The organism is Cohnella candidum, from assembly GCF_003713065.1.
GTDB classification, from domain to species: Bacteria; Bacillota; Bacilli; order Paenibacillales; family Paenibacillaceae; genus Cohnella; species Cohnella candidum.
The window spans coordinates 1,638,584-1,659,637 of record NZ_CP033433.1; the positions used below are offsets into that span (position 1 = coordinate 1,638,584).

24 protein-coding genes and 1 pseudogene are annotated in these 21,054 nt (G+C 45.6%); 13 read left to right on the forward strand and 12 right to left on the reverse strand.

Features of this window, described 5'->3' with window-relative positions; translation table 11 throughout:
- Positions 1–107 precede the first annotated feature (107 nt).
- The 7 genes and pseudogenes from EAV92_RS07615 (at position 108) to EAV92_RS07645 (ending at position 6,579) form a co-directional block, all read left to right on the forward strand.
- On the forward strand, positions 108–1,160 hold the full coding sequence (locus EAV92_RS07615) for a phosphodiester glycosidase family protein (RefSeq protein ID WP_420888808.1): 1,053 nt from the start codon (positions 108–110) through the stop codon (positions 1,158–1,160).
- A gap of 131 nt (positions 1,161–1,291) precedes the next feature.
- Entirely contained in the window at positions 1,292–2,014 is a 723-nt protein-coding gene (locus EAV92_RS07620) for a hypothetical protein (RefSeq protein ID WP_123040508.1), read from the forward strand.
- Positions 2,011–2,682, forward strand: coding sequence for an ABC transporter ATP-binding protein (locus EAV92_RS07625; protein ID WP_123040509.1), 672 nt, complete (start codon positions 2,011–2,013; stop codon positions 2,680–2,682). Before EAV92_RS07620 ends, EAV92_RS07625 begins: the two co-directional genes overlap by 4 nt.
- Positions 2,666–3,328, forward strand: a complete 663-nt coding sequence (locus tag EAV92_RS07630) for an ABC transporter ATP-binding protein (RefSeq protein ID WP_123040510.1) — start codon at positions 2,666–2,668, stop codon at positions 3,326–3,328. The genes EAV92_RS07625 and EAV92_RS07630 overlap by 17 nt, the downstream gene beginning before the upstream one ends.
- The gene (locus tag EAV92_RS07635; RefSeq protein ID WP_123040511.1) at positions 3,325–5,994 is read left to right on the forward strand and encodes an FtsX-like permease family protein; all 2,670 of its coding nucleotides are present in this window, start codon (positions 3,325–3,327) and stop codon (positions 5,992–5,994) included. The genes EAV92_RS07630 and EAV92_RS07635 overlap by 4 nt, the downstream gene beginning before the upstream one ends.
- 46 nt (positions 5,995–6,040) lie before the next feature.
- Positions 6,041–6,196 (forward strand): annotated as a pseudogene (locus EAV92_RS25205) (response regulator); the annotation flags it as partial.
- A gap of 95 nt (positions 6,197–6,291) precedes the next feature.
- Entirely contained in the window at positions 6,292–6,579 is a 288-nt protein-coding gene (locus EAV92_RS07645) for a GIY-YIG nuclease family protein (RefSeq protein ID WP_241158475.1), read from the forward strand.
- Positions 6,580–6,658: 79 nt separating this feature from the next.
- On the opposite strand, the gene EAV92_RS07650 is transcribed toward EAV92_RS07645, so the two are convergent.
- Positions 6,659–7,003 (reverse strand): helix-turn-helix domain-containing protein, encoded by a 345-nt coding sequence (locus EAV92_RS07650; RefSeq protein WP_123040512.1) that lies wholly within the window; start codon positions 7,001–7,003, stop codon positions 6,659–6,661.
- A gap of 134 nt (positions 7,004–7,137) precedes the next feature.
- Between EAV92_RS07650 and EAV92_RS07655 the strand changes: the two genes are divergently transcribed.
- Positions 7,138–7,476: a hypothetical protein gene (locus tag EAV92_RS07655; RefSeq protein WP_123040513.1), complete on the forward strand. Its 339-nt coding sequence runs from the start codon at positions 7,138–7,140 to the stop codon at positions 7,474–7,476.
- Between the two features lie 2 nt (positions 7,477–7,478).
- Here EAV92_RS07655 and EAV92_RS07660 read toward each other — a convergent pair whose 3' ends face one another.
- Both EAV92_RS07660 and EAV92_RS25210 read right to left on the reverse strand, forming a co-directional pair.
- Positions 7,479–8,510, reverse strand: coding sequence for a tyrosine-type recombinase/integrase (locus EAV92_RS07660; RefSeq protein WP_123040514.1), 1,032 nt, complete (start codon positions 8,508–8,510; stop codon positions 7,479–7,481).
- Positions 8,511–8,554: 44 nt separating this feature from the next.
- Positions 8,555–8,815, reverse strand: coding sequence for a helix-turn-helix domain-containing protein (locus EAV92_RS25210; protein WP_123040515.1), 261 nt, complete (start codon positions 8,813–8,815; stop codon positions 8,555–8,557).
- Between the two features lie 111 nt (positions 8,816–8,926).
- Between EAV92_RS25210 and EAV92_RS07670 the strand changes: the two genes are divergently transcribed.
- The 5 genes from EAV92_RS07670 (at position 8,927) to EAV92_RS07690 (ending at position 15,158) form a co-directional block, all read left to right on the forward strand.
- The gene (locus EAV92_RS07670) at positions 8,927–9,613 is read left to right on the forward strand and encodes a TnsA endonuclease N-terminal domain-containing protein (RefSeq protein WP_164472671.1); all 687 of its coding nucleotides are present in this window, start codon (positions 8,927–8,929) and stop codon (positions 9,611–9,613) included.
- Positions 9,600–11,588 (forward strand): hypothetical protein, encoded by a 1,989-nt coding sequence (locus EAV92_RS07675; RefSeq protein WP_123040517.1) that lies wholly within the window; start codon positions 9,600–9,602, stop codon positions 11,586–11,588. The genes EAV92_RS07670 and EAV92_RS07675 overlap by 14 nt, the downstream gene beginning before the upstream one ends.
- 16 nt (positions 11,589–11,604) lie before the next feature.
- On the forward strand, positions 11,605–12,573 hold the full coding sequence (locus EAV92_RS07680) for an AAA family ATPase (protein ID WP_123040518.1): 969 nt from the start codon (positions 11,605–11,607) through the stop codon (positions 12,571–12,573).
- 12 nt (positions 12,574–12,585) lie between these two features.
- Positions 12,586–14,076, forward strand: a complete 1,491-nt coding sequence (locus EAV92_RS07685) for a hypothetical protein (protein WP_123040519.1) — start codon at positions 12,586–12,588, stop codon at positions 14,074–14,076.
- Between the two features lie 83 nt (positions 14,077–14,159).
- On the forward strand, positions 14,160–15,158 hold the full coding sequence (locus EAV92_RS07690; RefSeq protein WP_164472672.1) for a tyrosine-type recombinase/integrase: 999 nt from the start codon (positions 14,160–14,162) through the stop codon (positions 15,156–15,158).
- A 567-nt stretch (positions 15,159–15,725) separates the two neighbouring features.
- Here the strand turns inward: EAV92_RS07690 and EAV92_RS07695 are convergent.
- The 9 genes from EAV92_RS07695 to EAV92_RS07735 all read right to left on the reverse strand — a co-directional run bounded on the left by EAV92_RS07695 (position 15,726) and on the right by EAV92_RS07735 (position 21,047).
- On the reverse strand, positions 15,726–16,322 hold the full coding sequence (locus tag EAV92_RS07695; protein WP_123043623.1) for an AAA family ATPase: 597 nt from the start codon (positions 16,320–16,322) through the stop codon (positions 15,726–15,728).
- A 15-nt stretch (positions 16,323–16,337) separates the two neighbouring features.
- Positions 16,338–16,736 (reverse strand): GNAT family N-acetyltransferase, encoded by a 399-nt coding sequence (locus EAV92_RS07700; RefSeq protein ID WP_123040521.1) that lies wholly within the window; start codon positions 16,734–16,736, stop codon positions 16,338–16,340.
- Complete coding sequence (locus EAV92_RS07705; protein ID WP_123040522.1) at positions 16,733–17,071, reverse strand: cupin domain-containing protein; 339 nt, start codon at positions 17,069–17,071, stop codon at positions 16,733–16,735. Before EAV92_RS07705 ends, EAV92_RS07700 begins: the two co-directional genes overlap by 4 nt.
- A 16-nt stretch (positions 17,072–17,087) precedes the next feature.
- Positions 17,088–17,393 carry a hypothetical protein gene (locus EAV92_RS07710; RefSeq protein ID WP_123040523.1) on the reverse strand — a complete coding sequence of 102 codons (306 nt, stop codon included), beginning with the start codon at positions 17,391–17,393 and terminating at the stop codon, positions 17,088–17,090.
- 23 nt (positions 17,394–17,416) lie between these two features.
- Positions 17,417–18,208, reverse strand: a complete 792-nt coding sequence (locus EAV92_RS07715; RefSeq protein ID WP_123040524.1) for a lipid II flippase Amj family protein — start codon at positions 18,206–18,208, stop codon at positions 17,417–17,419.
- Between the two features lie 7 nt (positions 18,209–18,215).
- Positions 18,216–18,758, reverse strand: coding sequence for an inositol monophosphatase family protein (locus tag EAV92_RS07720; protein ID WP_338134404.1), 543 nt, complete (start codon positions 18,756–18,758; stop codon positions 18,216–18,218).
- Positions 18,759–18,891: 133 nt separating this feature from the next.
- The gene (locus tag EAV92_RS07725) at positions 18,892–19,149 is read right to left on the reverse strand and encodes a DUF2164 domain-containing protein (protein WP_338134405.1); all 258 of its coding nucleotides are present in this window, start codon (positions 19,147–19,149) and stop codon (positions 18,892–18,894) included.
- The gene (locus tag EAV92_RS07730; protein ID WP_123040525.1) at positions 19,146–20,099 is read right to left on the reverse strand and encodes an aminoglycoside phosphotransferase family protein; all 954 of its coding nucleotides are present in this window, start codon (positions 20,097–20,099) and stop codon (positions 19,146–19,148) included. The genes EAV92_RS07725 and EAV92_RS07730 overlap by 4 nt, the downstream gene beginning before the upstream one ends.
- Positions 20,100–20,129: 30 nt before the next feature.
- Positions 20,130–21,047, reverse strand: coding sequence for an SRPBCC family protein (locus tag EAV92_RS07735; RefSeq protein ID WP_123040526.1), 918 nt, complete (start codon positions 21,045–21,047; stop codon positions 20,130–20,132).
- Positions 21,048–21,054 lie beyond the last annotated feature (7 nt).

A 21,054-nucleotide genomic window follows, 5' to 3' on the forward strand; every position in this document is an offset into this window, starting at 1 on the left:
GCATTATAGTTAAGAATTTATTACTTTAAGAATCTCTTAAGAAGATTGATGTAGCCTAACTAATGAGGAATTTATTCGTATTTCTGAATAGTTAGGATGTGATTATCTTGAGAAGAAGAAGCCGTAGAAAAAACAATTTTTTACTTTTTCTCTACGCGGCGTTACTAGTTATTCTCGGGGGGACAGGATGGTTTTACTTCACGCCATCCGGCTCAAATCTACGGTACATGTTGGCAGACACTTTGATTACAACTCAGCATCGTTATTTAGCAAAATATTTGATTGGCCAAGATGGTTTGGATAGCCGTGTGGCCGATTACAACAAAGAGTTTGATGCCATGGCGCAAGTGAAGGACAATCGTCCTGTTAGATTATCGACACATTCGAGCAATAGCGTTGACATTGAACAGATTTCAGGAAGCAAATTCAAGGGCTATATTATGTATGTGCACGATCCCAAAATGATCAGACTTGTTGTCACGAATACGGTTGGAAGTGGAGAAAAAGTCTTGAGCATGGTTCAACGGACGGGGGCCATTGCAGGTGTGAATGGCGGCGCTTTCGATGATCCTAATTGGGAGGGCAACGGCTTTAAGCCTGCGGGCATCGTCATGTCGGGGGGCCAAATATTGTATCGGGATGTCGACATGGATACACCTGTTAACGTAGTCGGCGTTGATCGTAACGGAATGATGGTTTCAGGAAAATATAAACCCGCGGATCTGCTTTCTATGGGGGTTCAGGAAGCCGTGACTTTTCAACCGAGATTTATCGTGAACGGTAAAGGCTTAGTAAAGAACGAAGCCGACGGATGGGGAATCGCCCCTCGTACCTGTATGGCTCAGAAAAAAGACGGTACGATCATGTTCATTGTCATTGATGGACGTCAACCGGGTTATTCCCTCGGCGCTACGTTATATGATGTACAGAAAATCCTTCTCGAAAAGGGAGCTGTGATCGCCGCTAATCTCGATGGAGGAGCGTCTACCGTACTTGTGAAAGACAATAACATTATAGATAAGCCTGCCGTCAAGAATGGGGGGCGTTACTTGCCAACCGCTTTCTTGGTGTTTGATCATCCGGAACAAGTCGTTGTGAAAAATATATGGCAAGGCATTGATATGAGTCATTTCGACTCTTCAAACAAGATTAGGAGTTAATTACAGTTGGAAAAAGCCATCCGGATTGGGCTGTCTTTCTCTCATCAAATTCTAATGATCTCTTAAAGACTTTCAAAGTATGAAACAGATAAAGTTAGAATCGGATTTGAATACAAGGAGGTCGTTTGTCCATGAAAAATACGTATAAGATTGCCGTCGTTTGTTTATTGACTGGCGCGCTGATCGGTGGATGTTCGAGCAACAAAGCTGCGAGTACGGCAACGGATACCGCACCTGACCAAGCTTCCGCATCGGCACCTGCGTCTACGCAGCCGGCGGCCGCACCATCTCAATCGGCATCGGCGGCACCGTCAGCCACTGCATCGGCTGCTCCTGCTGAATCCGCCTTGCCGGGCGAAGAGCCGATCACCCCCGAGAAGAATCCTCCCGGCGATATCCCCGACTCTCAAGCATTCGTGAAATACCATTCGAAGTCGGGAGGCTATACTCTGGATGTTCCCGAAGGCTGGGGAAGAACGGAGCAAGATTCGAACGTCAGCTTCATTGATAAATTGGACGGCGTGAAAGTAGAGGTGAAGGCTCTCGATCAAGCGCCGACGATAGACAGCGTGAAATCCAGTCTAGCCGCCGATTTAGCGAAGAACGGCCGCGCCGTGAAGATTGTCAAGATCAAGGAAGTGTCCTTGCCACACGGCAAAGCAATCAAAGTCTCATACGAGTCCAACTCGGAGCCCAACGAAGTGACCGGCAAACAAGTGCGTCAGGAGAACGAAACGTACTACTACTGGCACAATAAAGTATTGGCCGCACTGACGATGTGGGCGCCGCTCGGAGCGGATAACGTGGACCAATGGAAGAGGATGTCCGACAGCTTCGGATGGGATGCCCAATGAAGGTTCTTGAAGCGTTTGATCTCTACCGGTTCTATCACACCGAGAATGAAGAAACGTTAGCTTTGCGGGGAATGAGCCTGGAGGTGCATGCAGGAGAAATTGTAGCCGTAATGGGGCCTTCCGGCAGTGGAAAATCCACGCTGCTGGCCTGTCTGGCCGGATTGGACATGCCGGATGGCGGGCATGTCGAATTGATGGGCAAACGAATTACGCGTTTAGCCGAAAAAGAACGTTCGGCCGTTCGCGCCGCTCAGATCGGTATTTTACTGCAATCCGGCAACCTGTTTTCTCACCTTACGGTAGCGGATAACATCCGTTTGCAAATGAAATTAGCCGGCAAAACCGATTTTTCGAAAGTTTCGGAATTGCTCCAGATTGTCGGTTTGGCGGATCGCGCCGACGCGAATTCCTCCGGACTCTCGGGCGGGGAAGCGGTTCGGGCGGGACTTGCGGTCGCCTTGTCGACGGATCCTCCGATCTTGCTGGCGGACGAACCTACCGGCGAAGTGGATGCCGAGGCGGAAAGGCAAATCTTGCGGTTGTTCGATGATCGCCGCAAACAAGGCGGAGCTATATTGGTTGTCACGCACAGCGAAGTCGTAGCTGGATATGCGGATCGCGTAATCAGCATGCAGGACGGGAGGATGCTGGATGAAAGCTCTCGTTGAAGCGCAGGAGATCGGCGTTAAGTACGAAAGCGGCGATCAAACGGTGACGGCGCTTGAATCCGCGACTTGCATAGTAAATCCTGGCGACCGGATTGCATTGGTCGGCCCGTCCGGCAGCGGGAAATCGACGTTGCTTCAGCTTCTTGGCGGTATCGAAGCGCCCACCGCCGGGCAAATTCAATGGCCAGCGCTTGGCAAGCGCAGCGAACTGCGCCCCAAGAAGGTCGGATTTGTCTTCCAAATGCCCAGTTTGCTCGCGCCGTTGTCCGTTCTGGAAAACGTGGAGCTGCCGCTTCTGCTGGCCCATGCGAGCAGAGAAGAGGCAAGGTCTGCGGCCATCCAAGAATTGGACAGAATCGGGTTGAAGCACTTGGCGAACAAGCTGCCGGAGGAGCTTTCCGGCGGACAATCCCAACGCGTGGCCTTCGCCCGGGCTATGACGACCCGTCCTCCGTTGATCTTGGCTGATGAACCGACAGGACAACTGGACCATCCCACCGCGGAGCATTTGTTCGAAGTGCTGTTCGATGCCCTAAGAAACACGCAATCAGCGCTGGTTGTCGCTACGCATGATAGCCGCATCGCGGAGAAGTTCGATACCTTGTGGCAAATGAATAAAGGCAGACTGGAGGTGAGAACATCATGATGCTGTCTATCTGGGTAAAGGGGCTCCTGCGCCGAAGAATCGGAAGGTTGGCCGGTACGATGGCAGGGGTTGCGCTAACCGTCGCTTTGCTGTCATCCCTGGGGAGCTTCATTTCGGACAGCAATGCCAGAATGACGCAGAAAGCCATTCACTCTCTTCCGGTCGATTGGCAAATCTTGCTGGCTCCGGGCGCAAATAATCAAACCATTCAGAATGCGGTTTCCGGCACTACACCCTACACCGAGATGTACCCGGTAGGGTATGCGGACGTCGCAAGCTTTACGGCGGTTACCGGCGGCACGACGCAAACCACTGGCGCAGGTAAGGTGCTGGGGTTGCCGAAGGATCCCACGCACTTCATGCAAGCGGAGGTTCGTCCTTTGCTCGGTGGGACACAGGGCGTCCTCATCGCCCAACAAACCGCGGCGAATCTGCACGTAACCGTCGGCGATACCGTGCGCATCGAACGCATCAGCGCCGCCCCGGCTGAAGTCAAGATTGACGGCGTCATCGATTTGCCGGAAGCGGATTCGTTGTTTCAGGCGGTAGGCGCGGCGCCGAGCGCTTCCCCGCAAGCGCCGCCGGATAATGTGTTGGTACTACCGAACGCAGTGTACCATCAAATTTTCGATCCGCAAGCGGAAACGCGTCCGGATACGGTGACGACGCAAGTGCATGTCAAAATCGCCCATCCGCTTCCTTCCGACCCGAATGCCGCCTTTGCGGAAGCCATGCAAATGGCGAATCACGTGGAAGCCGAGATCGCGGGCAGCGGAACCGTAGGGAACAATTTGGCAGCACGCCTCGACGGCGTGAGGGAAGATGCGCTCTATGCCCGAACCGTCTTTCTATTTCTTGGCCTGCCCGGCGCTGTTCTAGGCGTCCTGCTGACCGTCGCCATCACGGCTTCCGGTTCTGCTAGGCGCCGTCAAGAACAAGCGCTGCTTCGCACTCGAGGCGCATCCATGCGGCAAGTCTTGGCGCTGCATGGCACGGAAGCGCTCATCATCACGATCGGAGGCATCGCAGCGGGAATCTTGTTCGCAGTCATCACCTCCAAGCTCATTGCGGCCATTCCTTTGGCTTGGAACGCGACGACGATTATCTGGCTCGCCATCGCTTCCTTCGTCGGTTTCATGCTCTCCGTTTATTCCGTCGTTTATCCGGCCTGGATGGAAGCGAGACGGTCGACGGTCGCGAGCTTGAGAACGAGTGTCGGCCGCCAGCGCAAGCCACTTTGGCGTTTGCTTTGTTTGGATTGGATTCTCTTGGCGGTTGCCGGATTGTTCTATTGGCGAGCGGCGAATACCGGCTATGAGTTGGTACTGGCACCGGAAGGCGTCATCAAAACCTCAGTTCACTATGAGCAATTCATCGCGCCGCTCGGATTGTGGATCGGCGGAGCGCTGCTGCTGCTGCGGCTATGGTCGATCATATTGGAGCAGGGAGGGGGCAAACTGTCATTCCTGTTTCGTCCCATCGCCGGGGGATTGTCCCACGTGGTTTCCGGATCCTTGTCCAGACAGAAAGCGCTGGTGGCCAAGGGTACGATCCTGATCGCGCTGGCTTTCTCGTTTGCAGTCTCCACTTCCGTTTTCAACATGACCTATAACGGTCAGGCAAGAGTGGATGCCGAATTGACCAACGGCTCCGACGTCAACGTGACAGGGACGACGGCTGCTCCGCCAGACAGCAAGCTTGCGGAGCTTGGCATGATTCCCGGCGTGAAGGGCATTCAGTCCATGGAGCACCGATTTGCTTTCGTCGGGAATGACCTGCAGGACATTTACGGAATCGACCCTCGTCATATCGGCGAAGTCAGCACGATGTCCGACTTCTATTTCGGAAATGGGAACGCGAAAGCGACATTGGATGAGTTGGCCAACACGCCCGACGGAGTGCTGGTATCTCAGGAAACGATCTCGGACTTCCAGTTGAAAACGGGGGATCGGATCAATCTTCGATTACAGAACGCAATCGATCATCAATATCATGTGATTCCGTTCCATCTCGTTGGAATGGTGAAGGAATTTCCGACTGCGCCGAAGGATTCTTTCCTGGTCGCCAACTCGTCTTATATTGCTAAGCAGACAGGCTCCGACGCAGCTGAAGTCGTACTAATCCGAACGAACGGAAGCCCGGTTCAAGCCGCCAAACAAGCGGCCGATATCTCTTCTCCGCTTACCGGAGTCAGCGTCACGGAAATCGGATCCGTGGAGAAAACCATCAGCTCGAGTCTGACCTCCATCAGCCTGCGGGGGTTGTCTGATCTCGAAATCCTGTACGCGGTTCTGATTGCCGTCGGGTTCACGGGTTTGATACTAGCGCTCGGATTGACGGAACGACGTCGTACCTTCGCCATAATCTCGGCGCTTGGGGGGACGAAGAAGCAGGTCGGTTCCTTCTTATGGAGCGAAGGACTGTTCATGCTGATCGGCGGAGCGATTTCCGGAATCGTTCTTGGCTTTGGGATCGCGTATTTGTTCGTCAAGATTCTCACGGGCGTTTTCGATCCTCCGCCTGAAGCGATGGCCGTTCCTTGGATTTATTTCATTGAATTGTTGATCGCATCAGCGGTCTCCACGGTTATCGCCATTATCGGACTCCGGCGCATCGCGGAACGGCAGTTGGTGCAAACGCTCCGCAACACGAATCTATTTTTCTAAGTGTTCATTGTGGCTGTGGACAGGTATCCTATAGGTACCTGTCCATTTGGATTTATTGTTAGGAGATCATGCTTCCGGGATTAATGGAATCGAAATCTGCAGACGGTTAAGGAGTCAACATGTAAAAACGCCCCTCATCTTGCTAACCGCAAGCGATACCGTGAAGGATCGTGTAACCGGGCTGCACTGCGGTGCGGACAATACATCATCGTGCGTGATATTGTTTTTTAAATTGAGTTCGGGGTGGATGCGTTCGACAGCAGACTTCTCGCAGTTGACGGATTCCACGTTTAGCCAATGCGTCAAACGAAGCCCTATTTGCTGGCGGTTGTTGAAGTCATCGCCAGCTACAAACTGGCCGGCATCAACCGCACGAAGCTGGAGGGGATACTCCACCGTATCTTTGCACCGGCTCAGCTCGATCTCACCATCCGTGACCGTTTTGGCCGCCCTGTACGGCCAAAGGAATGGTTTCTTGTACCGCTGCAGGTGATTGACGAAGCGGTGCACCGTATACAGGATGGCTCGATTACCAATGTGGACTATGATCCCAAGACGGCTAGTTTGATTGTCCTTGCTCATTAAATATTTGATACAAAGATGACGAATAGTAAAAAGCTCTTTGAATGAGGGAAATCCTCAATCGAAGAGCTTTTATATTTTGCTATCTACTTTCAAACAATTGATCGATAAGTACCTGTATTTTCTTTAAATCTGAAATCGACATGTCACTTAACTTATGAATAATATCATTCAATAATTTATCTTTTTCAGTCTTTTTAAAACGAAGATGTCTAGAGTATAAAAATAATTCATGTAGTGGAACCTCAAGCCCATCAGCTATTTTTTGAAGATTGAGAAGCGAGATATTTTTTTCTGCACGTTCAACTCCACCTATATAAGAAAAATGAAATCCGGAAATCTCCCCGAGTTCTTCTTGGGAGAGTTTTTTCTGTTGTCTTAAATCGCGAATTCTTCGTCCTACAGATTTCAATACCGTCTTCTCCATTGGTACACCTCAAATTTAGTGTAATCAATGGGGAATGGAGGATACATGCATTGATTGGTATCATTCGACGTAGTTGATATTCATATGTATCAAATTGATCGAAATTGCACATACATACTTATGAGGTGATCAAAATGACAAAAAAAACCGAACTCATTGAGTTCGGCATGGCAACAGTTACTCCCTCTGGACTAAAATTTCAAGGGCGGATGTTTACAAATACGAAAATGATTAAAAATCAGTGGTTTCTCATGAGTCAGCTCTATGGAGAATGGGAAGTCCCTGTTATTTTTAAACCAGCCGCACCTGACTCAATCGCAATACTGGATATTAAAGGGGTAGAAGTTGCTTCAACAGTTGTGGTTTCGCAAATTAGTGATCTCGACGTTAAGGAAGCTTATTTTGAAGCTTTCAACAACTTGAAGACGCGGCTTGCATTACAAAGAAATTCATTGCATGACCCTGAAGACTGATGCTAATCATCAAAAAGATCAGCGAGAAAACCATATTTCTGGATTGTCTCAATTCCTTGTCCGAATTGATTTTTTGTGGTGATCAAATCGGTCGTTTGAACAAGGTTCAGTCCAAATGAATGCCGAAGTTGTCTGTTCGTTAGTTCGGACTTACCATATGCTCGACCATATTTTTTAACCATTTCTTGAATCGCCCGTTTGGTCATGCGTTTACCCTGTTCAAAGCCATTTTGAATTGCAAGAAACAAACCATTTTCATTTGTTTCTGGAGAATATTTTTCTTCTCTAACTTTAATATATTTTTCGATTTTTTCAGCAGCAATGCTGCTGAGCTGCTTTACTACGGTACTATCATTCATTCTCAAGACGATACTCTGTTCATTCATTAGAAAATCATCAATATTTAAATTTACTAAATCACTTACCCTTAAGCCCAAATGAAGTTGAAGGCTGATAATACATAAATCACGTTCACAGTCACGGTCAAAGCAAAAAATTGATTGCTTGTTCCTACGTTGATCCTGCCTATAGCGAAACTCAATGAAGTGAATGAAATCAAATATCGAGTTCCGATCCAGCACTTTATCTTTGATTTTACGTGCAATTGATTGAGGATCTGCAGATCGTTTGATCGAGACTTTTCTGAATACATTACGCTTCAGCAATGGATTACCGCTTCTATCTTCTTCAACATCATTTAAATAGTTAAATAACGATCTAACCGAAGAAACTTTTCGTTGCATCGTTTGAACGCTTTTACCAAGATCTTCAAGGATGTAATTCATAAACCGGTGTACATCATCAACAGTTAGAGCTTCCAGGTCAACTAACGTAATGTACAAGTAGTCATCCTTTTCATCAACGCAGTTGGACAACATCCACTCGAAAAAAAACTTATAATCTCGAAGGTATTCAAGAAGAGAAGAGGGCGACAAATCATCTCGTTTGTAATTTATGAACTTACGAACAAACTCCGGATAGCCTTCCATCAAAGTTAAAACCACCGATAAATCGTTCTTTTCTTGAATCCTCAACGCTCAACACCTCTAATACTTTTTACCCTCCAGTTTATCCATTCTTATTCAGTTGAAGTCATTGTTTTGAGCGTTAATACGAAGGGCTCGTCTAAAATGCGAAGCAATTTATATAGCGCAAATGCTGATAAGTGGTGTCTTCCTAATTCGATATTTGAAAGTGATGAACGTGAAAGATGATACCTCGAACAAAGTTGAGACTGAGTCCATTTTTTACTCATCCTTAAGCCCTTCAGATATTGACCTAGCCATATATAAAATTCCTCTTCGTTTATGATAATCTCCCCCTCGGCAAATCTATTCATTCTATAACTCTAGTATTGCCAATAAACGTGTTTCATATAGCTGTAGAAAGCCTGTATAAGGAACTGGAAAAATGTTTAGGTTATAAACATCGAGTGGAAGGGGGAAACGGATTGTCTTCAACGTTTCAAACACCTGGATATTCCCCAATTGTGTTACCCAGAAACAAACGGTACGGGAATAACTGCTGGAACGCAGCTGGTCGAAAAGTCGGTCTCAGGGATATTGTGCTTTACAGCGATTTAGAATTTGACCACTGGCTTAATGTGGAATCCGACTATCGAGTACTTACGTACTGCGAACAGCCCTGTGAAATCGAATTTGTTCTTAAAGGAAAGAGACATACTTCGATCCTTGATATGTGGATCCTGTATGTAAATGGAAAGGTGCTTTTTATCGAGGTTAAATACGAAAAGGAGCTTCATCCACGGCATCGCCAATATGAACGGACAATGAGACAAATTGAAGCTCAGGAAACTTGGTGTAATCAGGAAGGAATTGGTTACGAGGTTAGAACGGAAAAGCAAATACGTCGAAGTCGCTTTCTTATTCAGAACCAATTAAAAATAGTCTCGAGTGTCACCAATCATGAAAAACCTCACTGTGCAAATGAAGTGTTGAAGAATATAACGCAAAAGAAAAGGTTGGATGAAATTTATTCTGAAATGTATGAAAAAGTTGGGAAAGAAAATATTCATCTTGCTTGTCAATGGCTGATTTATGAGGGTCACATTCAAGCTGATTTAGATAATCAAATTTGGAGTAACCAATTGGAGGTATGGAGAAATGAGCAGGCTTAGAATTCATGAAAAGGAAGGGCTTCTTCCTGAGCAAGTGAACCCAGAGGTATGGCCAACTGTGGACGAACAATCTTTAAGTGAAACTTCAAGAGATATTTACAATCGTCGCCGAGAGGCAGTGATTATGTATTTCAAACGAGAGGCTGACCTTACCGAAATTAAAGAAAAAACAGGAGTAGACGAACAGAGCGTTCGGCGACTAATTAAGCGATGCATGAGTTTAGACGGGCACGGAACAATTTGGGGGTTTCGAGCTTTAATCCCACAAAAGAAAGTCAAAAAGTATGAGCTTAATCCTTTGAATACAGCGAGAAACGAAACAAGAAAATCTGGTGAGTTTAATTTACTGCTTGCTAAGTATCCAGATATTAAGGATTTAATCGATGATCTTTACTTAGGCAGGAATCGAAGGACATTGGAACCGGCTATGAAACCTAAGAGCATACATAAGAAGCTGATTGAAGAATGTCGTAAAAAAGAAATTCCATTGTCGGCCTATCCCTTTAATACAAAGCACATGGGATATAAAGCATTGCAACGTTATTTGAATCGCTTAGCTTACTTATACTTTGGCAAAGCAGTTTCCCGGTTCGGACATGATGCTGAACAAAAAGCCAGACATACGGGAGAAGGGGAGCAGAATCATCCGTCGACAATTCCGCCTTATCAGAAAATTCAATTTGATGCGCACCGCATCGATGGATTTTTCGCAGTCAAGATCAAGACTCCAGAAGGTGACGAAGTCACCAAAGTCCTCGATCGCTTCTGGATACTAACCATAATTGACGTCGCAACGCGAAACATTCTAGGGTACTCAATCAGCCTTAGCAAGGAGTACAGTGCTAGCGATGTCATGCACTGCATTCGTAATGCTATTCTACCGCATGAGAAATTACAATTGACCATTCCAGGATTGACCTACCATGAGATTGGAGGCTTTCCGTCTGAAATATATTCAGCAACGCAGTGGGCGGTATGGGATGTCATATGCTTCGATAATGCGAAATCTCATGTTGCTAACCTCGTAAAAGATCGACTTAAAAATTTAATTGGTTGTTTTACCAACTTAGGACCAGTAGACCTTCCTATGAGAAGAGGGATCATTGAACGTTTTTTTAAGATCCTGGAGGAAATGGGCTTTCACCGATTACCAAATACGACGGGAAGTAATCCTGATGATCCTCGTCGTAAGGACCCTGAGGAAAGTGCAATCAAGTTTGACATTTCATACGATCATCTTAAAGAGTTGATCGACGTAATGATATCAAATTACAATGGCTCACCACATGGGGGGATATATCATCAGACCCCCCTGGAGTTGCTTGGAAAGCGGCTTGACCAAGGTTTGCTCCCACGTCAATTAGAGGAAAGGATGCGTTCAGAAGTTTTGTTCATGCAGACAACGATCAAAAGAACAGTTCGAGGGTCAATAGCATCAGGTAAGAAACCTTATGTCCATTACGAAGGCGTTGAATATCGCAACGAAAAGTTGACGAATTCTGCGCATCTGATTGGCCAAGATCTGATCCTACACGTAAATGTAGATGATCTGAGGACCATAAAGGCGTTTTTGGCAGACGGTAGCGAACTTGGTTATTTGACAGCAGTAGGTAAATGGTCAATCACCCCTCATTCGTTACAAACGCGAAAGGCAATCAATTCGCTAGTGCTGCGCAAATTGATTCACTATACGACTTGGGATGATCCTGTGTTTGTATACACAGAGTACTTAATGAAAAATGCAAGTAAAGGAAAGCGAGGAGCGACCAATAAAGTAACTCATGTTCAAGAAACAGCTCAGAGCAAACGAAAAAGAGTAAATGTTCCAGAAGGCGAAACACAAGCATTGGAATCAGCTGCTAAACATAATGAATCATTGGAAAAAGCAAGAGAATTATCCAATAAGTCGCAAAATGAGGCTGAGCTTGATCGTTACGAAAAAATGATGAAACAATTTAAAACGCAATCGCTATAAAAGGAGCTGCAACAAGATGGATAAACCCAAAATTTCGATTGGAACTCACCCAATCGAACAAGGACACTATTTGATCCCCACCAAAGAAGTACTCCGGCTAATGGAAAGCCTGATCCGAATTGTAAACAATCGACTGCCAGGGATGATCGTATACGGTCGGCCGCGGATCGGAAAAACATCTGCAGTAAAGTTTGCGATCGAGAATTTACCGACTCAAATTGGCGCCCCACTTCCGATCCTAATCGCGAACAGCAATTCGTATCGTGTACCTAGTGAAGAAAAGTTCTTTCTTGACTTACTAAACGACTTTAAGTTCCCATTTCCTGCGCGGCGAAAGCCGGCCGAAATGAGAAGACAGATTGTAAATCTGATGATGGAGAAGGCAGAGAAATCCAAGCTTAGACGAATAATGCTCATCATGGATGAAGCTCATCGATTAACAGAGTTTCATTTTAACTGGCTCATGGACATCTACAATGAGCTGGATAGGGAAAAAATTAGCATGTCTGTACTTTCGGTCGGCCAAGAAGAACTGCTTGCTCGGAGAACCTTCTTTCTAGAGCAAAAGAAATCGCAGATTATAGGCCGATTTATGACACATGAACACCATTATTATGGTATTCGAACGCTCGATGAAATGAAGTTAATCATGAAATGTTATGACTCTCCAGAGATATCTGAATACCCGGAGAACAGTGGATGGAGTTACACACGTTACTTCTTCCCTGAGGGTTTTGCCAAAGGCTCTCGATTAGAGAAAGATGCGTCGATCATCCACCAACTATTTGTCGACATAAGGAAGGAATATGGATTAGCGAGCGACTTTGAGATTCCAATGGAGTACTTCGCGTTTACGATTGAAAATGCTCTTAAAATATTCGGGGCACATGGGGACCAATGCGATTGGATATGCGAAGAACAATGGCGTCAGGCAATCAAACTGTCCGGGTATATTGAATCCGAAGTTTACATGGCACTTGCTTAAGGGAGGTCAATCATGAACATTGCTTGGAGAAGAGAGTGGATCCATCCTTATGAGACACCCTGGTCCGTATTTGAAAAGCTGATCTTAGCGAATCGAGTAGAACGCAACGAGTTGTTAAAAACATTTGGAAGTGAGGGTGTACAAGGTATAAAAAACCACATAATCGGCGATAGGTGGAGGGAGTTGAGAGAGTTACGCGGTTTTGACAGTGCTGCATTGAGGACGGCATTGGACTACGACCTGACAGAGCATAATCACACTACAACCAGCAACATCGTATCTCCACTGCATTATTGCAAGGAGCGCTTAGATTCATGGTTCGCCCCTTACCTTAGGTGGTGTGAAAAATGCATGAATAATGGCTATCACAGTTGGCTACATCAATTCATTATGGTACGTAAGTGTCCAAACCATGAAGAATATTTGTTAGATGCATGCCCAGGTTGTAGGAACCAAATTCCGTTTTTAATAAGTAACAAGCAGCTAAGTGACCCGTTTACATGCAAATGCGGTTACCGCTTAGCAGACTTTACTGTTGAACGCTGGCAGACTTGGAATACGCCGATACAATCTAAAGATAATATGGTTGAATTGTGGCTCTCTGATATTTGGAAAAGCATGCATCATGAAGTTCGATGGCTGTTTATTCCGAATCACGTTGATCTACAACTACTGACAAAGCCATCACAAGTTAAGTCAACAGCTCATTGGCCAATCTTGTCAGACAAAAACGAACTAGAATATCTACGAAATGAAAAGATGCGTGAACGCGCATTTTTCGAGAATCGAAATGTATTTATGTCGGTGGATCGTTATATAAGGAAAAAAATACTGAAGCAACATAAGAATTGCATTGAAAATATGCTTGAGTTAAAAAAGGGGGAAGGGGCGGAATTCCCGCCAATTTGCCCATATGCATACGCATATGTATTTTGGCGAAAATCAATACTTAAGATAGAACACTTCTACCGAACATCAAGAAGTGACGGTATAGCGCCCCCAAAGTTATTTTTATTTGAGTATGCCACAAAACTTATTCAAGACGAACTGAAATACTACCGATCAAGATTTATGGAGTACTCCTCAATACCTATAGATAGAAAAGAAGCTGCAGTAAATTGGCTGTTAAACCGCATCACAGCTGAATTTTGCATTAACTTTTTCAATGAATGGTTGAGGATCGCACAGGAGGGAGCCGCAGAGATTAAAGTACCTAACTGGAACGAAATTCATATTATGAAAGCGAATTGCTTCCCAAGAATCGCTTTTAAATTTAACGGAAATGATCCGATAGGACAAATTGAATTTAGTCGATTGCAATATGAAAAAGATAAATCTCAGTGCATATACCCATCCAACAACAATAAAGAACGTCGAATGCTCAACAAAATGAAATCGTTTCATCCTTTAAAGGTAGCCATGAAAATAATGGATAATCCAAGTAATGAAAATAAAAAATTGAAAGAATATGTGGATCAGTATGTAAACCGCTTAGCATTTTGATATTGAGTGGTTTGGCTTTGGCAATGTATCATCGACAAGGAAAATGGGTATCCTTTCTGGAAAAACAAAAGGGATTGTTACACATGGATGAAGACCAAATTGCTCTTGGCAAATTATTAAATTGCTCCCCGGAGTTTATCAAGAGATTCTGCTATGAAAAGCTCGAACTAGCACCTACATCGAAAATTTCATACATAAAAGACTTTGAATATTTTATCAATTGGCTATTTGAATTTCGAAATAAGCCAAGAAAAGAGCTATCTTTAATCAGCATGTCATTTATAAATAATTTAAGTAAAGATGACATTGAGCAATATGTCCAATTTCTACGTGATAAAGGCATGAAGTCAATGAAACGAAAAGTGTATTCCTTGAGATCTATTTTTTCATTTTTACTTTTCACTAAAGATGAAGCAGGGGATTACCTCTTAAAACATAATGAGTTCATTAAAGTGCTTAGAGTAGAACAAGAACGGAATCAGATTACTCGAAAACATGAGATAGATGAGACAAGAGAGGAGATTATGTGTTTTGTTGAGTTTGTATACCAAGGCTACATCCCGGTAAACTCCTATGATGAGATATTCTATAAATCTAATAGGTTAAGAGATGCCTCTATTGTTGCCTTGATTGCTGATACAGGGCTCCGACTATCTGAAATTAGATTTCTAAACTGTAAAGATTTAGATTTATCAAAGAACCACGTTTCATTCTTAAGAAGAAATTATAGAGGACCAGGCAAACACTTTGTACAGATTTCATTTGGTGAAAAAGCAAAGAGTATTTTACTTGAATACGTAAGAGTGGACTTCGATAATGATTTAGTTTCAAATTTACCATTATTCTTCACAAGAGGTAGAAATTCAAAAGGCTCTAGATTAACTCGACGAGCATTAGCTTTAATAATTGAAAAATATGCAGATGCATTTGGTAAATCAGTAATAACAGCAAATCGAATCAGACAAACGTTTATTCTTGATTACTTAGACTCAAATAACATTTCAACTGGTGAGATGCAATTGGGACTATCGATAACCGATATGATCGGAGTGTATTCAAAATACAATGATTTCGGAATCTAAAGAAAAGAATCAAAGCGATGCAAGTTCATGTTCAAGAACGCAGAAAAGTTAAGATCGAGTCAATCGATGCAAGTTCTTGTCCTTTAACGATGTATGTTCTTGTCCTTCGACACCGGATTTACGGGAAGGAACCACCGGAAAAAAAGCCATATAGACATATGTACAAAATACGGGTTTTGTGAAAAAGACATCAAGTATTAAAGGCACTGGGCTTATTTAACTCGTCATAACCGTTTTTATATTGATTTCGGGCTTTCCTCATATAACATCTCTTTTCCTGATCTTTTGTTTTGTATCAATAACAGATTGTTGCCAGTGTTTTTTCAGTCGCCGGCAGCCGATCCGACGTCCGGCGAATTCGATGTTTGATTTTAGTGATGTTTGATTTTGATTTCAAATGAAGCTTTACCAAATGTTCATCGAACAGGTTTTTGAATAATCAAATTGCTTTCCGTCTTTGCAGAAACTTTGTATTAAGCATTCAGATTCATTTGGCTCCCAATCATCGTTCAAATCATCGCTGCTCATTAGTATTATTTACATAACAATAATTATGTAAACTTCAAATCATCCAAACCATCTCAAATGTTTCAACTTGATGATTAGACGATCCTTGAACTTAGCGACCGTACCACGCTGATCCGGCTTTAGGGAAACGTTCGTTCGGTTCGCAATATGTTCCACGATTTCCGAAATGGTCATATTGTCTGTCGGAATGTGTTCCTCGAACATCTCGTGGCTTAAACCCTCCATACAGCGATCAAGCTTCTTGGCCGGCCAAGAATTCGCTCCGTCTCCCCTGCTCTTCAACCGTTTAAGCACGGTTTCTTTAGAAGCACTAAGCGTAAAATGTCGTACATCAACGCCGTCATTCCTTAGTCTGCCCACAATTTCGATAAAATTAACGTGATTAACGATCGTCATGGGCACAATGAGAATCCCATCGTATTCTTTAACCAGGTGACTTAGCATCGAATAGTTGATTTCCCGCCATAAGCGGTAGTCTTGGAAATCGTCTTTGCGTAATTCACGCGGCACATTCCGTTGTAAATAGAAGCCGGCATTCTCGGGATCGAATACATAAGACTTTTCCAACCGCCTGTGGAGCTCGTATGCGGTTTGTGTTTTGCCGGCTCCAAACGTCCCATTGATCCAAATCAACATCATTTTGCGTCCTTTCTACTTGTTGCGTGCGATCACGAATGCTTTATCCGAACGTGTAAATCCGATTTTGGGGTAATAGTCTACCGCGGTTGGTGCGGATATCAGCACAAGTGAACACTGTTCTCCGATTTTGTCCTGAACCCGGCGAACGAGCTCTTTACCAATGCCATGCTGCTGAAACTCTCGGTCCACCGCCAGATCCGACAAATAACAGCAATAGGAATAGTCCGTCAGCGCTCTGGCGATCCCCACCATACGGTCATCCGCCCAAGCGGTGATGACAATGTCGGCGTGATGGATCATTTGCTGCAATCGCTCCAAGTCTTGATAAGGTCTTTTGATTCCGGAATTCATGAAAACCCGGGACAAATCCTCCGGCAGAATCTCATGCGTATCAAGATATGTAATTGTCACTTCTCGTTCCCCCTCAAGGAATACTCTGATGGCGAGAAGAACACAAGCACCTTCAAATCCTTTTTAATCGAGTGAAAACGGTGCTCCAAGTGCGCTTCCACGAAAATAACGGATCCTTCACTCACTTCATAATTCTGATCACCGACCTGTATCTCCGCTTCGCCTTCCAGCACGTAGTAGACTTCGTCTTCCGTATGAGGCTGCTGGCGATCGACGTCCCCCTGATTCAACTGATAGATGCCGGCGCTCATTGTCGGTACGCGCAAGAACTCTTTATAAGGATTCTCGCGGCTTAACTTCTTGAATATCTCATACGTTGTGAAAGCACGTTGCATAACACCACTCCTATTCCTAATTTTCCGAATCCGAATGTAACGTCAAACCGCAATCCGGACACGTTTTATCCGTGACTCTCACCCGGTTCCCGCATGCGGGACAGTCTTCATAAGCAGCCGTTTCGAGATCAGCAGGCGTATTTTCATCATTTTGTTGGCTTGCAGCTTGAACTCTTGAAGACTTCATCTCTTGAAGAAGATCCTTAATCTCTTGGATATTGCCCGCCATGGTTGTATTATCGATCGCCGATTGAACGACCAAGTATAAGAAAAAGAAGAAAATGATCATCCCGATCAACCAAATGATGACCGCTGCCCCCATCAGAACACTCCCCACTAATCAACTCAAATCAATTTCACGATGATTCCGATAAAATAAGCGCCTGGAATCAATACGAACTGGGCGAGCATCGTGCCGAAAAATCGACTCGTCATCAATAAGACGTAAATTTTTCCCAATTGGTTTCGCTGCTCTTCATGATTCAGAGCCTTATCCGTGATCAAGCCGAGCTGCGGATCGATGAACACGGTAAGCAGGATCGTGGCAACCCCGTTAATGATGCCGGTTGCTTGGGAAGCCATTGTAGTGTATTGCGGAAGCCTATATGCCGCGTATAGCGAGGACAAAACTCCCACCGTATAAAATGAGGTCACGACGACGTTCAAGAGGATAAACGTTTTGGAAATGCCGAGGTAACGGTACTGGCTAATGCGGAAGCGCGGGATTCTGAGGTAATGTCGCGTTCTCATGAGCTGACCGATCGAAACGCTGGAGATGAGTTTGGGAATGGATCCCGTTACCTCCAGCCTCGCGATGATCCTCCCAAAAAGGCTGACAAAGGAGGGAAACAGGGCGATGGCGATCAGCGTGCCGACGGAAGATGCGAGCAGGATCCATCTTAAATGTACCAACAAGTCGAATGATGCGTTACCCCTCGCAAAATCAACGAATTTGGCGGTTAACGGAGCCTGCACCAAATTCGCTGTCCTCGACACCAGCACGATGATGCCGGTTAAGGATAATGCCACCGCGATTTTATTCAGTCGCACGCCGGCTAAGCGGATCGAGTAGGATAGCGTCTCGGCCGCATGGATAATCATGGTCAGTATGAATACGATGAGCAATAGACGTTCCATCCAGAAATCAGCTCCGTATTTTCAGTCCTTCGTGCACGATACCCAGCAATTCGTTGACGCGGTCAGGGTGACAGGCGATCAAATAAGGTTCATCCGTCATGGCGCGGAAAGCATTTCCTTCAAAATCCACGATGCTGCCACCTGCCTCTTGCACCATCAGTAATCCCGAGTACAGATCGTCTCCTTCAGAATTATAGAGGACGATCCCGTCTAGGTGACCTTTCGCGAGCAAGCACCATTGCAGAGTTGGCGCCCAGAGTCGCGTGCAAGTCGCTCCTGCACCCAAGCTGGAGACGAACAAACGATCCGTGATGGGCTCATAAACGACGCCTAATACCGGCTCTTTGCGGTACAAGAGCGTAATCGATGTCGTGAATATCGGCAGCCCGATGGCGTAATTATTCGTCCCGTCCAACGGATCGATCAGCCAGAGCCAATCGGATCGTTTCCCGTTACCTCCCGCTTCCTCGCTATGTATTTGGTGGTCTGGAAATGCCGAATAAATCCGTTCCAAAATAAGGGCTTCCGCCAAATAGTCGACCTCGGTCACGACATCTCCATAAGCATCTTTCGTTACCAAACGCTCATAGCGATCAAATCTATCAAGAGCCGATCCGTCCCGCATCCTTAATCACGGAGACAGCCAAATCATGCGCGGCTTGAATGATTTTCCGGTCCATCGCTCACTTCTTGCCCCGAGTCGGTCTTTCCAGAGAGTATAGCTCGTCTTCAATTTGGCTCGTTTTCTCAAGGATCAAAGCTCTGGCGTCGATAATGGCTTTGTTGTAGAGGTACGGTCCCAGCTCGGTCACCATCATGTCGATGAGCTGTTCCGCTGCGATGGAGCCGATCGTCTCGCCCCGTTCCGTTTCGAAATAAGCTTGTACTTTATGTACGATTGCTTCCTTATCTTCTTTAGGCAACTTTATGGGGATGATCATTTGCATGCTCCTTTCAATTTGGAGATCTCTGTGTACCATTTCGGAATAATATCCTCGAAGTGACGATGGTCTTCTAAGACGCGAACAATTTTATCCATCATGACATCCAGTTCTTCAGGTTTGACCTTTAAAATCCATACGACCGACGAAACCAGACACATCGCCAAGTATAGAGAATAAAGTCTCCAAAAATCTTCATCAGGCTCATCGTTGCCATGATAGCCGTGAATCTGCCCGATGGAGAACGGTTCACTGACCTCCGAACTGAAAATGCCGACTTTCAGGAAATCGTGTATCGGATCTCCCCAGTCAATACGGTTAAAGTCAATCACGCCGGCCAACTGTTGGTCCTGCACGATCAAGTTTCCGACATGGAAATCGTCGTGCTGAAATCCATCCGGCCTTCCATTCATCAAGTGCAGATTGTCATCGATAAAAGACAAAAGACGCTCATCTCCGGGGATACGAACGTTTAACGCCAGATACTCATCCAAGTATCTCCGGTGTTTCAGCGTTTTTCGTTCACACCACGATGAGGCAGCCTCTACCTCAGGTAAATATTCATGGATTTTTCGCAGTTCTCTACCAGCCTGCACACCGATTTGATATTGATCCGCGACGGAATACCGAGGAAGCTCTTCGGCGGCGTCTTTTCCATCGATGTATGTTAGCAGCATATAGCCGAGACCGTGCTGTTCCCAAGAGCCAAATTCCAGTGGCCTGGAGCTCTTAACCTTGAAATGCTGCATTTTCTCCAATGCGCCGTATTCTTGTACCTTCTGATCGAGCTGCGCCAAATCGAATGTCTTCAGAAGATAGTGTCGGCCCCGCAGATTGATGACGAATTTACCGTCGGTGGAATATCCTTTCAAAATCGGGCTTACATGAGCCTTTTCTCCGCCCCAAGGAGCAGCCGCAACGAGGTCTCGAACGACGTTAAACGAAACCATCCCTACCTCCTGAAATTAACTATTTAGGGCTCAAGCTTGCTCGGACAATTGTTTGATATGCTCCATAACGACTACATGGACGTTTCGGATGACACTCTGCGTCCAGACATCGAAATATTGCGACGGCTTGATTTTGAGGTCATACCAGCTGTTTCCGATCAGCGTTGTCGTGCCGTCCCCGTTGTCTTCGAGAATGAATTGACCCTTCAACAAGTTCAAGTGTCCGATAATTTCGGGATCGTCGGGCTGCTTGGTGATTTCGAAGGTCAGTTTCTTGTTCGGCTCATATTCGACGATCCTTTCTTCGAATACGGCACCATTGCTGAAGATACACTGCCGGCTTGCTCCCACGTAGTTGCCTTCCGCCACGGATTGCACTGGACTCGGAAGCCCGATTTTAAACAGCCAGTAAGTAGGCTCGGCATCGATCGCCGGGAAAGAAACGACGTTTTGCCAGACCTTCTCGGGACTGGCTTTGATAACAATTTTGTCCGTGGCCAGCCCATCCGACGGGGATGTCATAGCGAGATTGGCCACGAACACGCTCATAAAGACGGCTAGAATCCCGATGTTCAGCGTATTTTTATTGCGTTTGAACATGTAATGTCCGAACAGGATTCCCAACATGAGAAACGTATAGATCAGCGGGGCAACGATGATGAGGCAGTTGACGCCCTCCCCCATGAAGAAGGCGCTGAGTACGAGACTGATGATGAGGTTCAGGAATCCATATCCGAAGGATGGACCCGCCGTAACGCCGTGTGATCTCCAGAAGTATGCGTTCACGATCCCCATAATCATGGGCAGGATCACGAATTCGGATAATATCAACATCCCCGGCTCGCCGGTACTCATTTTCAATAATGCCGTCGTTGCGCCCAAACAGACAAGCGCGAGCAAATTCGCCGCGATGATCCCTTTCCAAATGGCCGCTTTCTTGTTATTCATGAGCTGT